Origin of the sequence: Pontibacter ummariensis (genome assembly GCF_900188175.1) — a bacterium.
GTDB lineage: Bacteria > Bacteroidota > Bacteroidia > Cytophagales > Hymenobacteraceae > Pontibacter > Pontibacter ummariensis.
Genome location: NZ_FZOQ01000006.1, coordinates 98,835 through 114,775 on the forward strand (window position 1 = coordinate 98,835; position 15,941 = coordinate 114,775).

General features: G+C 51.0%; 10 protein-coding genes. 2 read left to right on the top strand and 8 right to left on the bottom strand.

Annotated features, from left to right (window positions below; genetic code table 11):
• Positions 1-57 precede the first annotated feature (57 nt).
• Positions 58-1,260, bottom strand: coding sequence for a multidrug effflux MFS transporter (locus CHB92_RS08415; RefSeq protein WP_089318896.1), 1,203 nt, complete (start codon positions 1,258-1,260; stop codon positions 58-60).
• Positions 1,261-1,529: 269 nt separating this feature from the next.
• Between CHB92_RS08415 and CHB92_RS08420 the strand changes: the two genes are divergently transcribed.
• Entirely contained in the window at positions 1,530-4,016 is a 2,487-nt protein-coding gene (locus CHB92_RS08420; RefSeq protein ID WP_179222991.1) for a DUF5686 and carboxypeptidase-like regulatory domain-containing protein, read from the top strand.
• Between the two features lie 391 nt (positions 4,017-4,407).
• Here CHB92_RS08420 and CHB92_RS08425 read toward each other — a convergent pair whose 3' ends face one another.
• From CHB92_RS08425 to ilvD, 7 genes are all read right to left on the bottom strand, one after another.
• On the bottom strand, positions 4,408-5,622 hold the full coding sequence (locus tag CHB92_RS08425) for an OmpA family protein (protein WP_089318750.1): 1,215 nt from the start codon (positions 5,620-5,622) through the stop codon (positions 4,408-4,410).
• Positions 5,623-5,797: 175 nt separating this feature from the next.
• Positions 5,798-7,333: an ATP-binding cassette domain-containing protein gene (locus CHB92_RS08430; protein WP_089318751.1), complete on the bottom strand. Its 1,536-nt coding sequence runs from the start codon at positions 7,331-7,333 to the stop codon at positions 5,798-5,800.
• Positions 7,334-7,347: 14 nt separating this feature from the next.
• The gene (gene ilvA / locus CHB92_RS08435; protein ID WP_089318752.1) at positions 7,348-8,622 is read right to left on the bottom strand and encodes a threonine ammonia-lyase IlvA; all 1,275 of its coding nucleotides are present in this window, start codon (positions 8,620-8,622) and stop codon (positions 7,348-7,350) included.
• 11 nt (positions 8,623-8,633) lie between these two features.
• Positions 8,634-9,674, bottom strand: coding sequence for a ketol-acid reductoisomerase (ilvC, locus tag CHB92_RS08440; RefSeq protein ID WP_089318753.1), 1,041 nt, complete (start codon positions 9,672-9,674; stop codon positions 8,634-8,636).
• 149 nt (positions 9,675-9,823) lie between these two features.
• A complete protein-coding gene (ilvN, locus tag CHB92_RS08445; RefSeq protein WP_089318754.1) occupies positions 9,824-10,432 on the bottom strand; it encodes an acetolactate synthase small subunit in 609 nt (202 codons plus the stop codon).
• A gap of 38 nt (positions 10,433-10,470) precedes the next feature.
• A complete protein-coding gene (gene ilvB, locus CHB92_RS08450) occupies positions 10,471-12,204 on the bottom strand; it encodes a biosynthetic-type acetolactate synthase large subunit (RefSeq protein ID WP_089318755.1) in 1,734 nt (577 codons plus the stop codon).
• Positions 12,167-13,885 (bottom strand): dihydroxy-acid dehydratase, encoded by a 1,719-nt coding sequence (gene ilvD, locus CHB92_RS08455; protein WP_089318756.1) that lies wholly within the window; start codon positions 13,883-13,885, stop codon positions 12,167-12,169. Before ilvD ends, ilvB begins: the two co-directional genes overlap by 38 nt.
• Positions 13,886-14,887: 1,002 nt before the next feature.
• Here ilvD and CHB92_RS08460 point away from each other — a divergent pair.
• On the top strand, positions 14,888-15,934 hold the full coding sequence (locus tag CHB92_RS08460; protein WP_245842393.1) for a hypothetical protein: 1,047 nt from the start codon (positions 14,888-14,890) through the stop codon (positions 15,932-15,934).
• The last annotated feature ends 7 nt before the right edge of the window (positions 15,935-15,941 follow it).

The following is a 15,941-nucleotide window of genomic DNA, read 5'->3' on the forward strand; positions in this document are numbered from 1 at the left end:
AGAAGAAAGACCTCAGTTCTGAACTGTTTCATAAGCTTTCCTCTTGCCAAAGCGGCATTAGGAAACGGCAGGTGCCACCCTGGGGTTTATCTTGGCCCCTAGCAGTGCGACAAAGGCAATGGAGGTACATACAGCCATGATCGCTGCCATAGGAACTGCCGTGCCATCATGAAAATAGCTAACCAGACCTGAGGCAACCGCACCCACTACCATCTGCATGCTCCCGATCAGGGCAGAGGCGCTACCGGCATGGGTGGTGAAGGGCTCCAGTGCCAGGGCCGTAGCATTGGGGAATATAAAGCCCTGCCACACCAGATAACTAAAGATTAGTACCAGCACAGCCGACAGTGGAATCAGCCCAAAGGCGCTACTCAGGATCAGTAAAAGCCCTGTCAGGAACTGTAGTGTACCGGCTAAAAGGGTAATATCGGCACTGCTCCGCCTTTTTAACAATACCCTGTTAAACTGGCTTGCAGCAATCAGGCCAAACGCATTTAGCCCAAACAGCCACCCGTACTGCTGTTCCGTAAAGCCTAGTATCTCCATATACACATAAGGGGAGCCGGTAATGTAGGCGAACATACCCGCTGAACCAAAGCTGCCGGCTATGGCATAACTCCTAAAGGTTTGATCTTTTAAGACCGTCCAGAACTTTTTTGTGATGTTGGCAGGGTGTAGCGATATGCTCTTGTCCTCCGGCTTACTCTCGGGCAGGTAGCGCAACACGGCAAAGAATACCAACACGGAGATACCAAAGAGCACGGCAAAAATAAAGCGCCAGCCCAGAAGCGCCGTTACGTAGCCGCCGATGGTGGGCGCCACGATAGGGGCAACGCCCATCACGAGCAGTAGCGTGGAAAACACACGGGCTGTTTCGCTGGGCGGGAAGAGGTCCCGCACCACGGCCCGGCTCGCCACCATGCCCACACAGCCCCCCAAGGCCAGCAGCAGCCTGAGGCCGATAAGCCAATGAATAGTGGGAGCAAAGGCACAGAATGCCGCCGCAGCCATGTAGAGCAGCAGCCCGAAGAGCAGAGGCCTCCGGCGTCCGAAACGGTCAATTAAAGGTCCGTAAACCAGTTGCCCCACCGAGATGCCGATAAAGTAACTTGTCAGAGAGAGGCCTACATGGGCAATATCGGTATGCAGGTCAGCGGCAATGGCCGGGAAGCCTGGCAGGTACATGTCAATGGAGAAAGGGCCAATGGCGGCCAGTGCCCCAAGTATCAAAATGATGACTAATTCTTTATTCTTATTCACTGTTTGTACTGAATCCTTTTTAATAAAAAATACTCCCACGGAAGGATTTATGATGTTTAAACAATAAACCTGCTCAAAGTGTTCTTGTGGCGAACTGCCGCAGACAGTTAAAACAAGCCAACACGAACTGGAAAGTACTGAAGCTTAGCTGTAAGGGTTTGCCAAAGTCTGTTTTATTTGGTGAAGGGCAGGTGCTGGAGCCTTTACGAAGAACTTGTTTAGAATTTGGAAAAACATTTTACCTTTGCGCGCCCTTTCATAATATAGCTTTGAGAAAATATTTAACTATTTTACTTTGTTTACTTGTTGCCAGCGCCACCCAGGCGCAGATTCGCATCACGGGGCAAGTAACAGATGCCGTGACGGGCGAAGCGCTTCCGTTTGTGGGCATCTTTGTAAAGAACACGTCGGTAGGTACCTCTACCGACGAAAACGGGGCCTACAATATTCGTCTTTCCGCTGCGCCTGATTCGCTGACAGCCTCTTTTGTAGGTTACTTGTCGCAGACCTTGCCCGTGAAGAAAGGCGTGGCAGTGCAGGTCATTGACTTTAAGCTGGGGACAAATGCGCAGAAATTGCAGGAGGTGGTGATTCGCCCCGGCGAGAACCCTGCCTGGCCTGTTATGCGCCGGGTCATGGACAACAAAAACGCGAACGATAAGCGCAAGCTGACTGCTTACCAGTATGAGGCCTATACCAAAATGCAGTTCGACGTGGACAACGTGGGGCAGCAAAAAGGCAAGGGTGTGCTAGGGAAGGCCATTACCTCGCTGGTAGACTCACAAATGTACCTGGCTGGTGAGGACGGCAGAAAAGTTCTCCCCTTCTTTATCTCAGAATCTCTCTCCGACTTTTACTATATGCGGGACCCTAAGCGCAGTAAGGAGAACATTAAAGCCACCAAGGTAACAGGCATTGGCCTGCAGGATGGCACGCTGGTATCGCAGGTGATTGGCAGCAGCTACCAGGACTATAACTTTTACCAGAACTGGGTAAGCGTATTGCAGAAGAACTTTGTCAGCCCCATCGCGGATGGCTGGAAAGGTTACTATCACTACGAACTAGAGGACAGTACCTTTGTTGGTGAAGACTGGTGCTATGAGCTCTCCTTCAAGCAGAAACGCCCGCAAGATTTGGCCTTTAACGGCCGCATGTGGATCACTGCAGACAGCTATGCCCTGCGTAAGATCGATGTGACAGTAAGCAAATCGGCTAACATCAACTTTGTGGAGAGCATCGCCCTGCAGCAGGAGTTGTTGCCAGTAGGAGAAAGTGCCTGGATGCCCTCCAAGACAGACGTGAGGATCAAGATCGTAGGGCTGACCCCAAAGCGGCCGGGGATACTGGCAAAGGTGCATACATCTTATAAAGATGTTACCGTAAACCAGCCCCAGCAGTCCGACTTTTTCGATAAGCCGGTAGAGCTGATGGCAGGGGCCGGCAAGCAGACAGATACCTTCTGGGAGGAGCGCCGTCATGATACCCTGAGTGTGGCGGACCAGCAGGTATACGCTACCATCAACGCGATCCGTGAAACACCCAAAGTGCAGCGCTTTACCAACATGGCCATGGTATTAGGAACGGGCTATAAGAGCTTGGGTAGTGTAAGTTGGGGGCCCTGGCCTTATACCTATGCTAATAATAACGTGGAAGGACACCGCTTTCAGGTAGGCGGCAAAACGAACATAAATTTTAGCGATAAGCTGGAGTTGCGGGGCTATGCCGCCTACGGCACCGAAGACCGGGAAACCAAGTATAGCGTGGGAGGGCGCTACATCCTGAGCCGTAAGCGTTGGAGCGAAGTAGGCCTGAAGTACCAGGAGGACCTGCAGCAGGTGGGACTGATGTCAGAGAAGCTGGAAGCAAGTCCTTTTTTCATGGGTTTCTCCCGTTTCGGTGAGTTGCGCCGTCCTATTATGGTGCGGGAAATGAGTTTGTACCTACAGCGTGACCTGCTACGAGGTGTGACAGAGCGTGTTGGCTTGCGTACTCGGCATTTCGATCCGCAGTATGATTTTGCATACTATGCAGAGGGTGTCGGGCAGCCAGAGAAAGTGGCTAGCTCCTTTACAGCCACTGAGCTTAGCTTTATGACGCGCTTTGCAAATAACGAAGTATTTGTAGAGAACGATAACGAGCGCATCAGCTTGGGTAGCGGCAGCTGGCCTGTGATGAACCTGAAGTACACCCTTGGCCTTAACAACACCCTGGGAGCAACCGTGAACTACCAGAGGGTAGACCTGGGCGTGGAGCAGGAGTTTGTGATGGGGCGCCTGGGCAACGCCCTTTACAGGCTGGAAGCGGGTAAGATTTTTTCTCCGGTGCCTTACCCACTGCTGGAGGTACATACCGGTAACGAAACGCCTTTTTACTATGAAGCTACTTACAACCTGATGGACTACTTTGAGTTTGCCAGTGATACCTACGCTTCCCTGCATTACGAGCAGTATTTCGAGGGCCTGTTGTTTAACCGACTGCCCCTTATTAAAAAGCTGAAGTGGCGTGTACTGGCCAGCGGAAACATCCTCTACGGTAGCCTGAGCCAAAGCAACCTGGATCTGATGCCGGAAGTAACTCCTTCGGGTGCTCCACAGGAAACGTTTAAGGCATTGGGTAACACGCCTTATGTGGAAGTGGGTTACGGGATCGAGAACATTTTTAAGGTGCTACGCGTGGATGCCTTCCATAGGTTAACCTATTTGGATGAGGGAGCCAGAAAGTTCGGACTGAAAGCCTCCGTGCAGTTTAAACTGTAAAGAAAGCTCGTAAAATAAAGGAAAGGGCCTGCTAACTATAGCAGGCCCTTTCCTTTTAAGGCAGGTAAATTGCTTGGGAAGCTATTCTGTTGTTGCCATTCTCCGGAAACTTGGTACAGGCAACTTATAATCAGCATACTGTTCTGTTATAGGCACCGCCGGGATAAGCCTCTCCCAGCCAAGTTTCTGCTGCCATACCCAATCATAGGAGTTGTGCGGTTGCAAGCTTTTTACGGTATGGTACATCTTGGAAAATATTGCCTCGGCTGTTTCATCTTTGAAGACGAATATAGCGCCAGATAAGCCTTTAAAAAAAAGAGGGCCTACCTGCTACAGGTAGGCCCATGGGAGTACAGTATATTTTGTAAGAGGAACAATGTGCAACAAAGGGTCACAGCTTCACGAACTCGACTCTTCTGTTGTTGGCCTTTGCCTCTTTGGTGTTGTTATTGTCCATGGGTTTCGACTCGCCCCAGCCCTTGGCAGTCAGTCGGTCATCTTTAATGCCCTGCCCAACCAGGTAGCTCCGCACGGCTTCTGCCCGCTGCTGGCTAAGCTTGATGTTGCTGTCCTCCTCGCCATCACTGTCGGTATGGCCCTCTATGCTGAACTTAAGCGTTGGCTGCTCTTGCAACAGCTGCACAATACTGTTCAGGGTGCCAACTGACTCCGGACGAATATTAGCCTTGTTCACGTCGAACTTAATGCCGTAGGTCACAAATTTTCCATCTGCCATTATCTGGTCGTACAGCTTCTTGCCGCCTTCTGCTATCATTACGTTCTTCACCATGGTGTTGGCGTCTATGCGTTTGTCAATCTTTATCCGCAGGTCGCTGGGTTTGCCGTTTACGTTGGGTATGTTGATCAGGCGCTGCTGGTCGAGGTACACCTTCATGCTACGCTTGTTAAAGGAAATAGCCACGTGTCGCCACTGCCCCTGTATGCCAGCAGCCTTTAGTTCCGTCGATTCGGACCCATAGTCCTTAAACCGTACACCATTAGCCCTTACATCAATCGGGTCCCACAGGTCGCCATGGATTTCCTGTTTGTAGTACTTACCGTCAGGAATAAGGTATATATAGTAGCCTACATTCGAATTATCACTGTCAAAGAAGAGGTCCATTTCGATGGTAAAGGTTTCCGGCAGCCAGGCGTCCCCCTCCATTAATGGCGTGATGTCTGTCTGGCTTTGTACCAGGTTAATCACTGGCTCTCCTTCGAACATAGCAATTTCGGCATTGCCGCTCAGCAAGTCCCACCGTGAGGGAAACTCTCCGTTTTCCTCCCCTGCCAGGTTGTCTGCGAACATGACCTTGTCGCCAGCCACGAAATCATATTTCGTCCAGGCTTTGATGTCTCCTGTTTTAGCAGCATTGCCTGCTTTATCCGCGGTAGCAACTTCACTACCCACCCCGTTGCCGTCCTTTTTGGTGTTGGTTTTCTTAGGACCCTCCAAAGCATCATCAATGGATTTGTCAATCTGTTGGTCTACCTTCTGGTTCAGCTTGTTTTGAATTTTCTTACCAACATTAAACTGGGCTTGTGCGGGAAGGAGGGTAAGGGCTAAGAGCCCTGCACAGCAAGCGGTTATAATAGTCTTTTTCATAAGAACAAGTGGCTTAAGACAGACTACAAGCTATAAATACTAGAAATTATATCATAAATAATATAATTAAAATTAGTAAAAGTAAGTTTTTACTGGGTAGTGGGATAAAAGTAGAAGATGAAGAAGCTAGTCTTCGGGAAAGAGAGAAGCTCCTGACATGAAGCTACCCGAAAGCCTAAAGAGCAGGAGAGAGGGACAGGGTTGGTACCATCTTTCCCTGTGCTAATTGTAAGATACGGGTTACGGCTTCAGGCAATTCTTCCTGGTAGTGCGTTACATAAATAAGGGTAATCCGGCTTAGGCGGCAGATGGTATTGAGCACTTGCTTTAACTCTTGCTGCTGGGCTTGGTCCAGCCCCTGGCAGGGCTCGTCCAGAATGAGCAGGGGCGGGTGCTTAATCAGGGCGCGCGCCAGCAGGCAAAGCCTTTGGGCACTGGCAGAAGCCTGTTTAAACTGCTTTTGTGCCAAGGCTTCAATTCTAAAGAGGCGCATCCAATGTAAGGCAAACGCCGCCTTCTTAGGCTCGCTTTTACGGGTGAGCCCCAGTGTATCATAAAAGCCTGACTCCACTACTTCCAGACAGGTGCTGTTGTACGGGAAGTATTGCTGCAGTTCCGGCGATACAAAGCCAATGTTCCGCTTAATGTCCCAGATGGTTTCGCCGCTGCCTCTTTTCCTGTCGAAAAGCACTAAGCGTTGCGCAAAAGCCTGTGGGTTATCTCCGTTGATCAGGCTGAGCAGCGTGGTTTTACCAGCTCCATTATGGCCTAACAGGGCCCAGCGCTCCCCCTGCTGGATATGCCAGTCAACTTCGTCCAACACCTGTTTATCGCCGTAGCGGATCGATACTTCGTCCATCTTCACGATCGTGTCGAAGCTAGGAGAAGTATGCACGGCAAGCAAGGCCTGCAATTCCTTTTCATCCAGAGAGGGGCTAGCAATGGACTCCCTGGTCTTTGGCTGGTAAGCGTTTTTTGGTACTGCTTTGATGATCTTCCCTTGTCGCAATTCTGCTACGTGGGTGATGGCTTCCGGTATTTCTGTGGGAGTAGTGGCCATGATGACCGTGATGCCGGATGCGGTGATTTCCCGAATGATGCCGTTAAATTCTTCCCGTGTCTGTATGTCCAGGCCGGTGAGGGGCGCGTCTAACAGGAGCAGGAGTGGGTTCTTGAGCAGGGCTGCGGCAATTAGCAGTCTTTTGGTTTCTCCATTCGATAGCTTAATAAGCTCCTTGTTGAGCAATGGCGCCAGCTTTAAGGTCTGTACTACCTTTTCATAAGTCCAATGTTGTTCTAAAGCTGTAGCAGGCATCACCGCCTGTAAGTATGCCGTTACTGTCGGTGCATCCCCTGCATCAGCGGCATGATAGCGCTGCTGGTAATAAAACTCAGTATTGTTAGACGAGAGGTTACGGAAGTTGTGGCGCTGCTGCACGTGTGCCAGGAAGTCCCGGTGCGTGAGCGGTACATTTTTCGATAGCTGCTCTTTTGCAAAATCCTGAAAATAGAAGTGCTTTATGCTACCATTTACCACCAGGGAGTTACCTGCGATAGCTTGGAGTAGGCTGCTTTTGCCAGAACCGCTTTCACCTACAAGGGCCCAGTGCTCCCCCTTATTCACCTGAAAGTTCAGGTTTTGGAACAGCACCTGGCGCAGGTGTCGGACGGTAATATTCTGAAGCGAAAGAAAAGGTTTTGTGGCAGGCATTAGGGATCTGTGCTTTATACGAGCAGGTTCAGGAAGTCCTGCTTGCCATTCAGGTACTCATAGCCAAAGCCTTCCTCCGTCATCCGTTGCTTGATGCTTTCCACATCGTGCGGATGCTTTACCTCGACACCGATAAAAACAGGGCCTTTTTCTTTGTTGTTTTTCTTGATGTACTGGAAATGGATGATGTCATCGTCCGGGTGCAACACCTGATTCACAAAGGTGCGGAGAGCCCCTGGCTTTTGGTTGAACGTCACCATAAAGTAATGTTTTAGTCCCTGGTGCCGCATGGCACGCTCCTTGATATCCTCCATGCGGGTGATATCATTGTTGCTGCCACTCACTACGCATACCACGTTTTTCCCTCTAATCTCCTCTGCGTAGCTTTTTAAGGCAGAGATGGATAAGGTGCCGGCTGGCTCCAATACAACTCCCTCCTCGTTATACATCTTCAGAATGTCCTCACAGATCTGTCCTTCCGGGATCAGGAGAATATCGTCCAGCAGTTCGCGGCAAATCTCAAAGGTAAGTTCCCCTGGGCATTTCACGGCTGCGCCATCCACAAAGCTGTCGATCTCGTCCAACATCAGGCGCTGTCCTTCCTTCACGGAGCGGTACATAGACGGGGCGCCCATTGGTTGTACGCCGATCAGTTTTGTGTCGGGGCTCAGCTGTTTAAACACACTGGAAACACCCGAGGCGAGTCCTCCGCCTCCAATTGGCATGAAGAGGTAATCGATTGGAAAGGTCGCAGCTCTGAGGATCTCCAGCCCCACGGTTGCCTGTCCCTCCACGATAGCCATATCATCGAAAGGAGGAATAAAAGTGCTCCCGTGTGCATCTGAAAAAGCTTTGGCAGCCTGGAAAGTATCATCATAGGTGTTGCCGGTTAGTACGACCTCCACCTTATCCTTCCCAAACAGGCGCACTTTGTTTACTTTCTGAGCCGGTGTTTTAGCAGGCATAAAGATGTAGCCCTTGATCCCGAGCAACTGGCACGCGTAAGCCACCCCCTGTGCATGGTTTCCCGCGCTGGAGCAAACAATCTCCAGGTTGGGCTGCTCCTCTCGGGGCAGAGTGCACATCTTGTTGTAAGCTCCTCTGATCTTATAAGAGCGCACGATCTGCAGGTCTTCCCGCTTCAGGTAAATGTTTGCGCCGTACTGCTCTGACAGGGAGAGGTTCTGTAACAGTGGGGTTTTAGAGATAACGCCCTTTAGGTTCTTTGCCGCCTTCTCGACGTTTTCCAGATCCACTACGCGATCAAAAGAAACTACATCTTTATGCATTTGCTATACCTTTACTTGGAGCGTAGCTTTCTTACCACTGCTCCGGTTTGCCATAATTCTGATTCGCGCAGCTCCTTCAGTTCTGCTTCCAAGTCCTTGCGGTAGCCAGGGGTAGAACCTCTTTGGATAGTGCGCTCAGCCTCTTTACCAGACGCCACGCTATCATATAGCTCGTTCAATACCGGTAGCGTTGCTTCCCTAAACTTGCCTTTCCAGTCCAGGGCGCCGCGCTGCGCTGTAACGGAGCAGTTGGCGAACATCCAATCCATACCATTCTCGCCAACAAGCGGCACCAGGCTTTGTGTCAGTTCTTCCACCGTTTCATTAAACGCCTCAGAAGGGGAGTGGCCACGCTGCCGCAGTACTTGATACTGTGCCTCGATGATTCCTGCCAGGGCACCCATCAGCACACCTCGCTCGCCAGTAAGGTCACTGTATACTTCTTTTTTGAAGTCTGTCTCGAACAGATAACCGGACCCTACACCAATGCCCATCGCGATTGCTTTCTCATAAGCCTTCCCAGTCGCGTCCTGGTACACGGCAAACGAAGAGTTGAGGCCACCGCCAGCCAGGAACAGCCTGCGCAGGCTGGTACCGCTACCTTTCGGGGCTACCAGGATCACATCCACATCAGTCGGAGGCACTATGTTGGTTTGCTCTTTAAAAGTGATACCGAAGCCGTGGGAGAAGTAAAGGGTCTTACCAGGGGTTAGTCTTTCTTTCAGGGTAGGCCATACAGCAATCTGCCCGGCATCTGACAGGAGGTTCACCAGGATGGTGCCGCGCTCTGCCGCCTCTTCGATAGAAAAAAGTGTCTCTCCTTCTACAAAACCGTCGCTTACGGCTCTGTCCCAGGATGGAGAATCTTTGCGCTGGCCAACTATAACATTAAATCCATTGTCCCGCATATTAAGTGCCTGTCCGGGGCCTTGCACACCGTATCCGATTACGGCGATAACCTCGTCTTTCAGTACTTCCTGCGCTTTTGATAGAGGAAATTCGTCACGGGTGATTACGGTTTCGTCTACTCCTCCGAAATTGATAGTTGCCATTTTAATTTAGCTCGTTTTAAGGTTAGTAATTATTTCTTTTATAAGGGACATAAGATAAAAGACGAAGGACTGTAGGAGGCTTTATGCTGCGGAATGATTCCCTTGTAAGGCGCTCTTGTCTTTTGTCAAAGATCTTCTGTCGTAAAAATCTACATTGAAAAAACTTTGTCGCGGCTGTTGAGGTACTCGTTCTCGCTTACTTCGTGGCCGGGCTCTGTTCGCTCAAACTCACGCAGCTTTCGGTTAAAGCCTTCGCTGTGCTTGATAATCGCGATGCGGGCGCTTCGAACAAACTCTATCAGCCCAAAAGGCTGCAGCACCTTGATCAGGTTGTCCGTTTCTTCGCGGTGGCCGGTTGTTTCGAACACGGTGTAGTCCTTGCGGATCACCACAGCGCGGGCACCATTCTCACGGAGCAGTCGCTCTACCAGCGCTTTCTCGGCGATCACGTCTGTGGGTACCTTGTACAGGGCCATTTCCTGCCAGATCACCTCCTCGTTCGTGTTATAGTACACTTTGAGTACCTCCACCTGTTTCTCTATCTGCTTTGCCAGTTTCGACACGACCTCCTCTGTTTCGTGTATTACGATGCTGAAGCGGTGGATTCCCTCTATCTCGGAGGGGGAGGTGTTCAGGCTGTCGACATTGATCTTTCGCCGGGAGAAAATGATGGCGATGCGGTTGAGCAGGCCTATCTGGTTCTCCGTGTAAACGGTGATGTTAAATTCCTTCCTGTCGATATGATTCGCATTGCTCATAACTCTTTCTTTAATCGGTTTCCACTTTCGCAGAAGAATTACTTAAGTCTTATCTCGCTCACGCTACACCCTTGTGGTACCATCGGGAACACATTGTTCTCTTTGGTCACCATTACTTCCAAGAGGAAAGAGCCCGGGTGCTGGAGCATTTCCCGTAGTGCGCTTTGCAGGTCTTCTCTTTTAGAGATGCTCTTGCCGGCAATGCCATAACCGCTTGCCACTTTCACAAAGTCAGGGCTGGTAATGTCTACAAAAGAGTAGCGCCTGTCGTGGAAGAGTTCCTGCCACTGCCGTACCATTCCCAGAAACTGGTTGTTCAGAATGATCATTTTCACGTCCGCGCCACTCTGCATTATAGTGCCGAGTTCCTGTAAGGTCATCTGAAAGCCTCCGTCGCCGGCCACGGCTACTACTGTTCTGTTTGGTGCGCCGAACTTGGCTCCAATGGCTGCAGGCAAAGCAAAACCCATGGTGCCAAGGCCACCGCTGGTAATATTACTGCGGGTGTGGTTAAGTTTAGCATAGCGGCAGGCTACCATCTGGTGCTGCCCAACGTCGCTTACAATAATGGCGTCCCCGTTGGTGAGCGTGTTCAGTTGCTGGAATACTTCGCCCATGGTGAGTTCTTCGGAGGCCGGGTGCAGTTCGTCCTGAATCACGGCAGCGATTTCTTCCGCCTCATACATTCTGAACTTCTCCAGCCACGCGCTGTGCTTTTTTTGTTGTACCAGCTCAGTCAGCAGGGGCAGCGTTTCTTTGCAGTCGCCCCACACGGGCACCGTGGTCTCTACGTTTTTGCCGATCTCAGCCGGGTCAATGTCCAGGTGAATGATCTTTGCCTGTTTGGCATATTTATCCAGCCTGCCGGTTACGCGGTCATCGAAGCGCATCCCGATGGCAATAAGCACATCACACTCGTTGGTTAACACGTTGGGGCCGTAGTTGCCGTGCATGCCCAGCATGCCCACGTTCAGGTAATGATCGCTTGGCAGCGCCCCGGCGCCCATAATCGTCCAGGCAGATGGTATGCCCGCCTTTTCGACAAAGGCCTTAAACTCCTGCTCGGCCGAGCCTAGCATTACGCCCTGTCCCCATAACACAAAAGGCTTCTGCGCCTGGTTGATCAGTTCTGCAGCCTGTTCGATGTACTCTTTGCGAACAATTGGTTTAGGGCGGTAGCTGCGTATGTGCTGACAAGGTGTATAACCTTTGAAGTCGAATTTCTGCAGTTGGGCGTTCTTTGTGATGTCGACCAGTACAGGCCCTGGCCGGCCGCTTTTGGCAATGTAAAAGGCTTTGGCCAGCACCTCGGGTATTTCAGAGGCTTCTGTTACCTGGTAGTTCCATTTGGTTACAGGGGCTGTGATGCTGACCACGTCTGCTTCCTGAAAGGCATCGGTACCTAACAGGTGCGCGAACACCTGCCCGGTAATACACACGAGCGGCGTGCTGTCGATCATCGCATCTGCCAGACCCGTTACCAGGTTAGTGGCTCCCGGGCCGCTGGTGGCAAACACGACGCCTACCTTACCGGAAGAGCGGGCATAGCCCTGCCCGGCGTGTATGCCCCCCTGCTCATGCCGTACCAGCACGTGGTTTACTTTGTCCTGGTAATCATACAAGGCATCGTAGACAGGCATGATAGCCCCTCCAGGATATCCGAAAATGGTATCTACTTTTTCTTCAAGAAGCGAAAGAATGAGTGCTTCCGCCCCTGATTTTGTTTGTACATCCTCAAGCAATTCCGGAGCTCGGTTCTCTTTCGTTAACATACGCCTCTTCTAAATCTGTTATACATCCGTTACTTGCGTCGCTTACCGTTTTAATGTACTTCTGCAACACGCCTCTTTTCACCCTAGCCTGTGGGGCTACCCATTTGTCGCGACGCAAGGCTAGCAGGGCCTCGTCCACGTGCAGGTGCACGGTATTGGTTGCTGCATCCAGGGTAATAATATCCCCTTCTTCCACTAGTGCGATGTTGCCGCCATCAAAGGCTTCCGGCGTAACATGGCCAATCACAAAGCCATGCGTACCGCCAGAGAAACGCCCGTCGGTGATCAAAGCTACTTTATCGCCCAAACCGGCTCCCATAATGGCAGAGGTTGGCTTCAGCATCTCTGGCATGCCCGGTCCACCTTTTGGCCCGACATAGCGGATAACGACAACGTTACCTGCCTTTACTTTATTCACTTTCAGGCCTTCGTTCAGTTCTTCTTCAGAGTTGAATACCACGGCTGGCCCTTCAAATCGCAGGCCTTCTTTTCCGCTGATTTTGGCCACGCCGCCTTTAGTAGCCAAGTTGCCGTACAGGATCTGGATATGCCCATCAGCTTTGATAGGATTCGAGAGCGGCCTTAACAGGTCCTGCTCTTCCCCCAGTGGCTTTACATCCGCCAGGTTCTCTGCCACCGTTTTGCCTGTTACTGTCAATAGGTCACCGTTGATGAGGCCCTCATTCAGGAGCGTCTTCATCACAGCCGGTACACCGCCCAAGGCGCACAGATCTTCCATCAGGTACTTACCGCTTGGCTTTAGGTCGCCCAACACAGGTACCCGGTTACTTACTGCCTGGAAATCGTCCAATGTTAGTTTAATGCCTGCCGCGCTGGCGATGGCAATGAGGTGTATCACCGCGTTTGTGGACCCGCCCAGCACCGTGATCAGGACCATCGCGTTCTCAAAGGCCTCACGCACCAGAATGTCGCTCGGCTTGATGTCCTTCTCCAGCAGGTTCAGCAGGTATTTGCCCGTCTGAAGGCACTCCTCGCGTTTTTGCTGGCTTACAGCCGGCAACGAGGAGGTATAAGGGATGGCCATGCCGAGGGCTTCTGCGGCAGAGGCCATGGTATTGGCCGTGTACATGCCCCCACAGGCCCCGGGGCCGGGGCAGGCATTGCGGATGATGCCGCGGTAATCCTCTTCTGATATGTTCCCGTTCAGTTTCTGGCCATAAGCTTCGAAACAGGAAACGATATTTAATTTTTCCCCTTTAAACATCCCTCCTTTGATGGTGCCACCATACACCATGAGGGATGGTCTGTTCAGGCGGGCCATGGCGATGAGGGAGCCGGGCATGTTTTTATCACAGCCTACCACGCAAGCCAAGGCATCGTAGTTATGGGCTCCTGAGATAGTCTCAATGGAGTCGGCAATCACTTCTCTTGATACCAGCGAGTAGCGCATGCCTTCCGTACCGTTGGTAATGCCATCGCTCACACCAATGGTATTAAAGCGCAGGCCCACCATCCCTAATTGGCTTACTCCTTTCTTTACCTCGTCTGCGAGACCGTCGAGGTGCATGTTACAGGTGTTCCCTTCAAAGCCTGTAGAGCAGATACCCACAAAGGGCTTCCGCAGGTCTTCTTCAGATAAACCCGAACCAATGAGCATGGCCTGTGAGGCTGGCAAACTGTCATCCTGGGTGTAGATGCGGCTATATTTATTCAAGGTCATTTTTACTTGGCTTAGTAATTCTGCTTTGGTTACAAGCTCGCGCCGGCACTGTTAACAAGGAGTCTGTTTCGTCTCTCTTTGTTCCTGAGTGGCAGGAACGCGGCTTTGTTTAGATTACAATTTACTTGGGATTATCCCTGCCCCTGAAACCAACGCTTTCGCTTTTCACTATTTCTAAAGTCTCTTTTTTTGCGTCTATTTGCCTTAATTGCAGCTTTTTGCCCCTTTGTCGATACAATCTCTAACTGTCATTTTTAATGGACTACAACTGTTAAGCAAAGCAATTAAGAGGCTGGGAAGAGGTGCTCTAGGGCGGTAGCTGTCTGACTCTTGTAAACTTCTCCCCCCAAGGCACGGGTATTTTACTATTTGCGGGCATCTTATCTTTTGTTTTAAGGTGTAAGGATATGTGGACTAAACAAAAAAGCCTTTCTGACCACCGGGGCAGAAAGGCTTTTGCATATAAAGAGGCCTGTCCTGTCAACCCGGTGGGGGTAGAGGAGAAATGACAAGAATCAGAATGACTACTATGATGGAAGAGAGAAGCATGCTGTGTATAAGTTAATTCGGGCGAGGCAGTAAATAAAAAACCATCTCTTGCAGGAGATGGTTGCTGTTATCAAATTCTGATAGGGGTATTCTTTAGCAATTCATCTCCGTCCCTGTGGTAAAATCACAAGGTTAATAATAATGCTGACGAAGAGTTGTGCTTGTTTGATCATTGTAAAAGCAAAGCTAACAGTTTTTGGCAAAGTTCAAAGTTTAGAAGAAGGTTTTTTTAGTTAACTGTAAGCTTTTAACTGTTGAGGGGTTCGTCTTCTCCGTTCGGCGGCTAATGTCGTGGCACACCTCAGCCTGTCTACGGTTCGCGCACTTTTCTTAGAGTTTCAGTGCTATGAAGGCATTATGGAGGAGCGGAAAAGGCTTCTGAAAGAAGGTTTTATAACTCGCTAAGATTAAAAGCGTTAGAAAGCTTATCTGAAATTTTGATGCTATAAAATTATGGAAGACAACTTACGTGACGAACGAGGTTACACTGTTCCTGTAGCGGGGCCCCGGTATGGCACCGGCCTGGGCGTATTTAAGCGAATATCCTGGGGGGCGGTTTTTGCAGGCCTGGTAGTAGCTTTGGTGGTGCAACTAGCCTGGAGCCTGTTGGGCTTGGGCATTGGCTTTGGAACAATAAACCCCGTTGAGGAACAGGACCCCATGGCAGGACTCGGTACTGGAGCTCTTATCTGGTGGATAGTGAGCACGCTGGTTTCCCTGTTTATCGGGGGCTGGGTGGCAGGTAGACTGGCTGGTATGCCCACCACAGCAGACAGTATCCTGCATGGCATTATCACCTGGAGCCTGTTTACCTTACTCTCCTTTTACCTGCTCACAACTGCTGTAGGACGGGTACTAAGCGGTGTGGGCAGCCTGGTTGGAGATACGCTTTCACTGGCAGGCCGAGGCATTGCCGCAGTGGCACCTGAGGCGGCAAATGCTGTGCAGGGGCAACTACAGAACACTAACATCGATCTGTCGACTTTAAAACAGGAGGCCCGTCAGTTGTTGCGCCAGACAGGGAAAGAGGAGTTGCAACCGGAAAACCTGGAGGAAGAGGCGCAGCAGACTGCTAGTAATGTACAAGGCGCAGCAGGTGAGGCCGCTGCAAGTCCTCAGGCAGCAGGCTCTACTTTTGATGCCGTGTTTGATAGGCTATACGGGCAAGGCCAGGACATTGTGAATGCGGCTGACCGTGAAGCAGCCATCAACATTGTAATGGAGCGAACGGGTAGAAGCAGAGCAGAGGCAGAGGAGGTCGTGAATGGCTGGGTCAACACTTACGAGCAGGCGAAAGCCCAGTACAAGGACACCAGAGCCCAGGTCGGGGCGCGTGCACAGGAGATAGGTGGAGACGTGGCATCGGCTGTGTCAAAAGCCGCTATCTATTCCTTCTTTGGGCTGCTGCTAGGAGCCATCGCCGCTGCGATAGGCGGTAAAGTGGGAGAGCCCAAAGACCTTGCTGTGGCTACGGGCGGTGGCGTGGTGAACAGGGACTGACATGGGT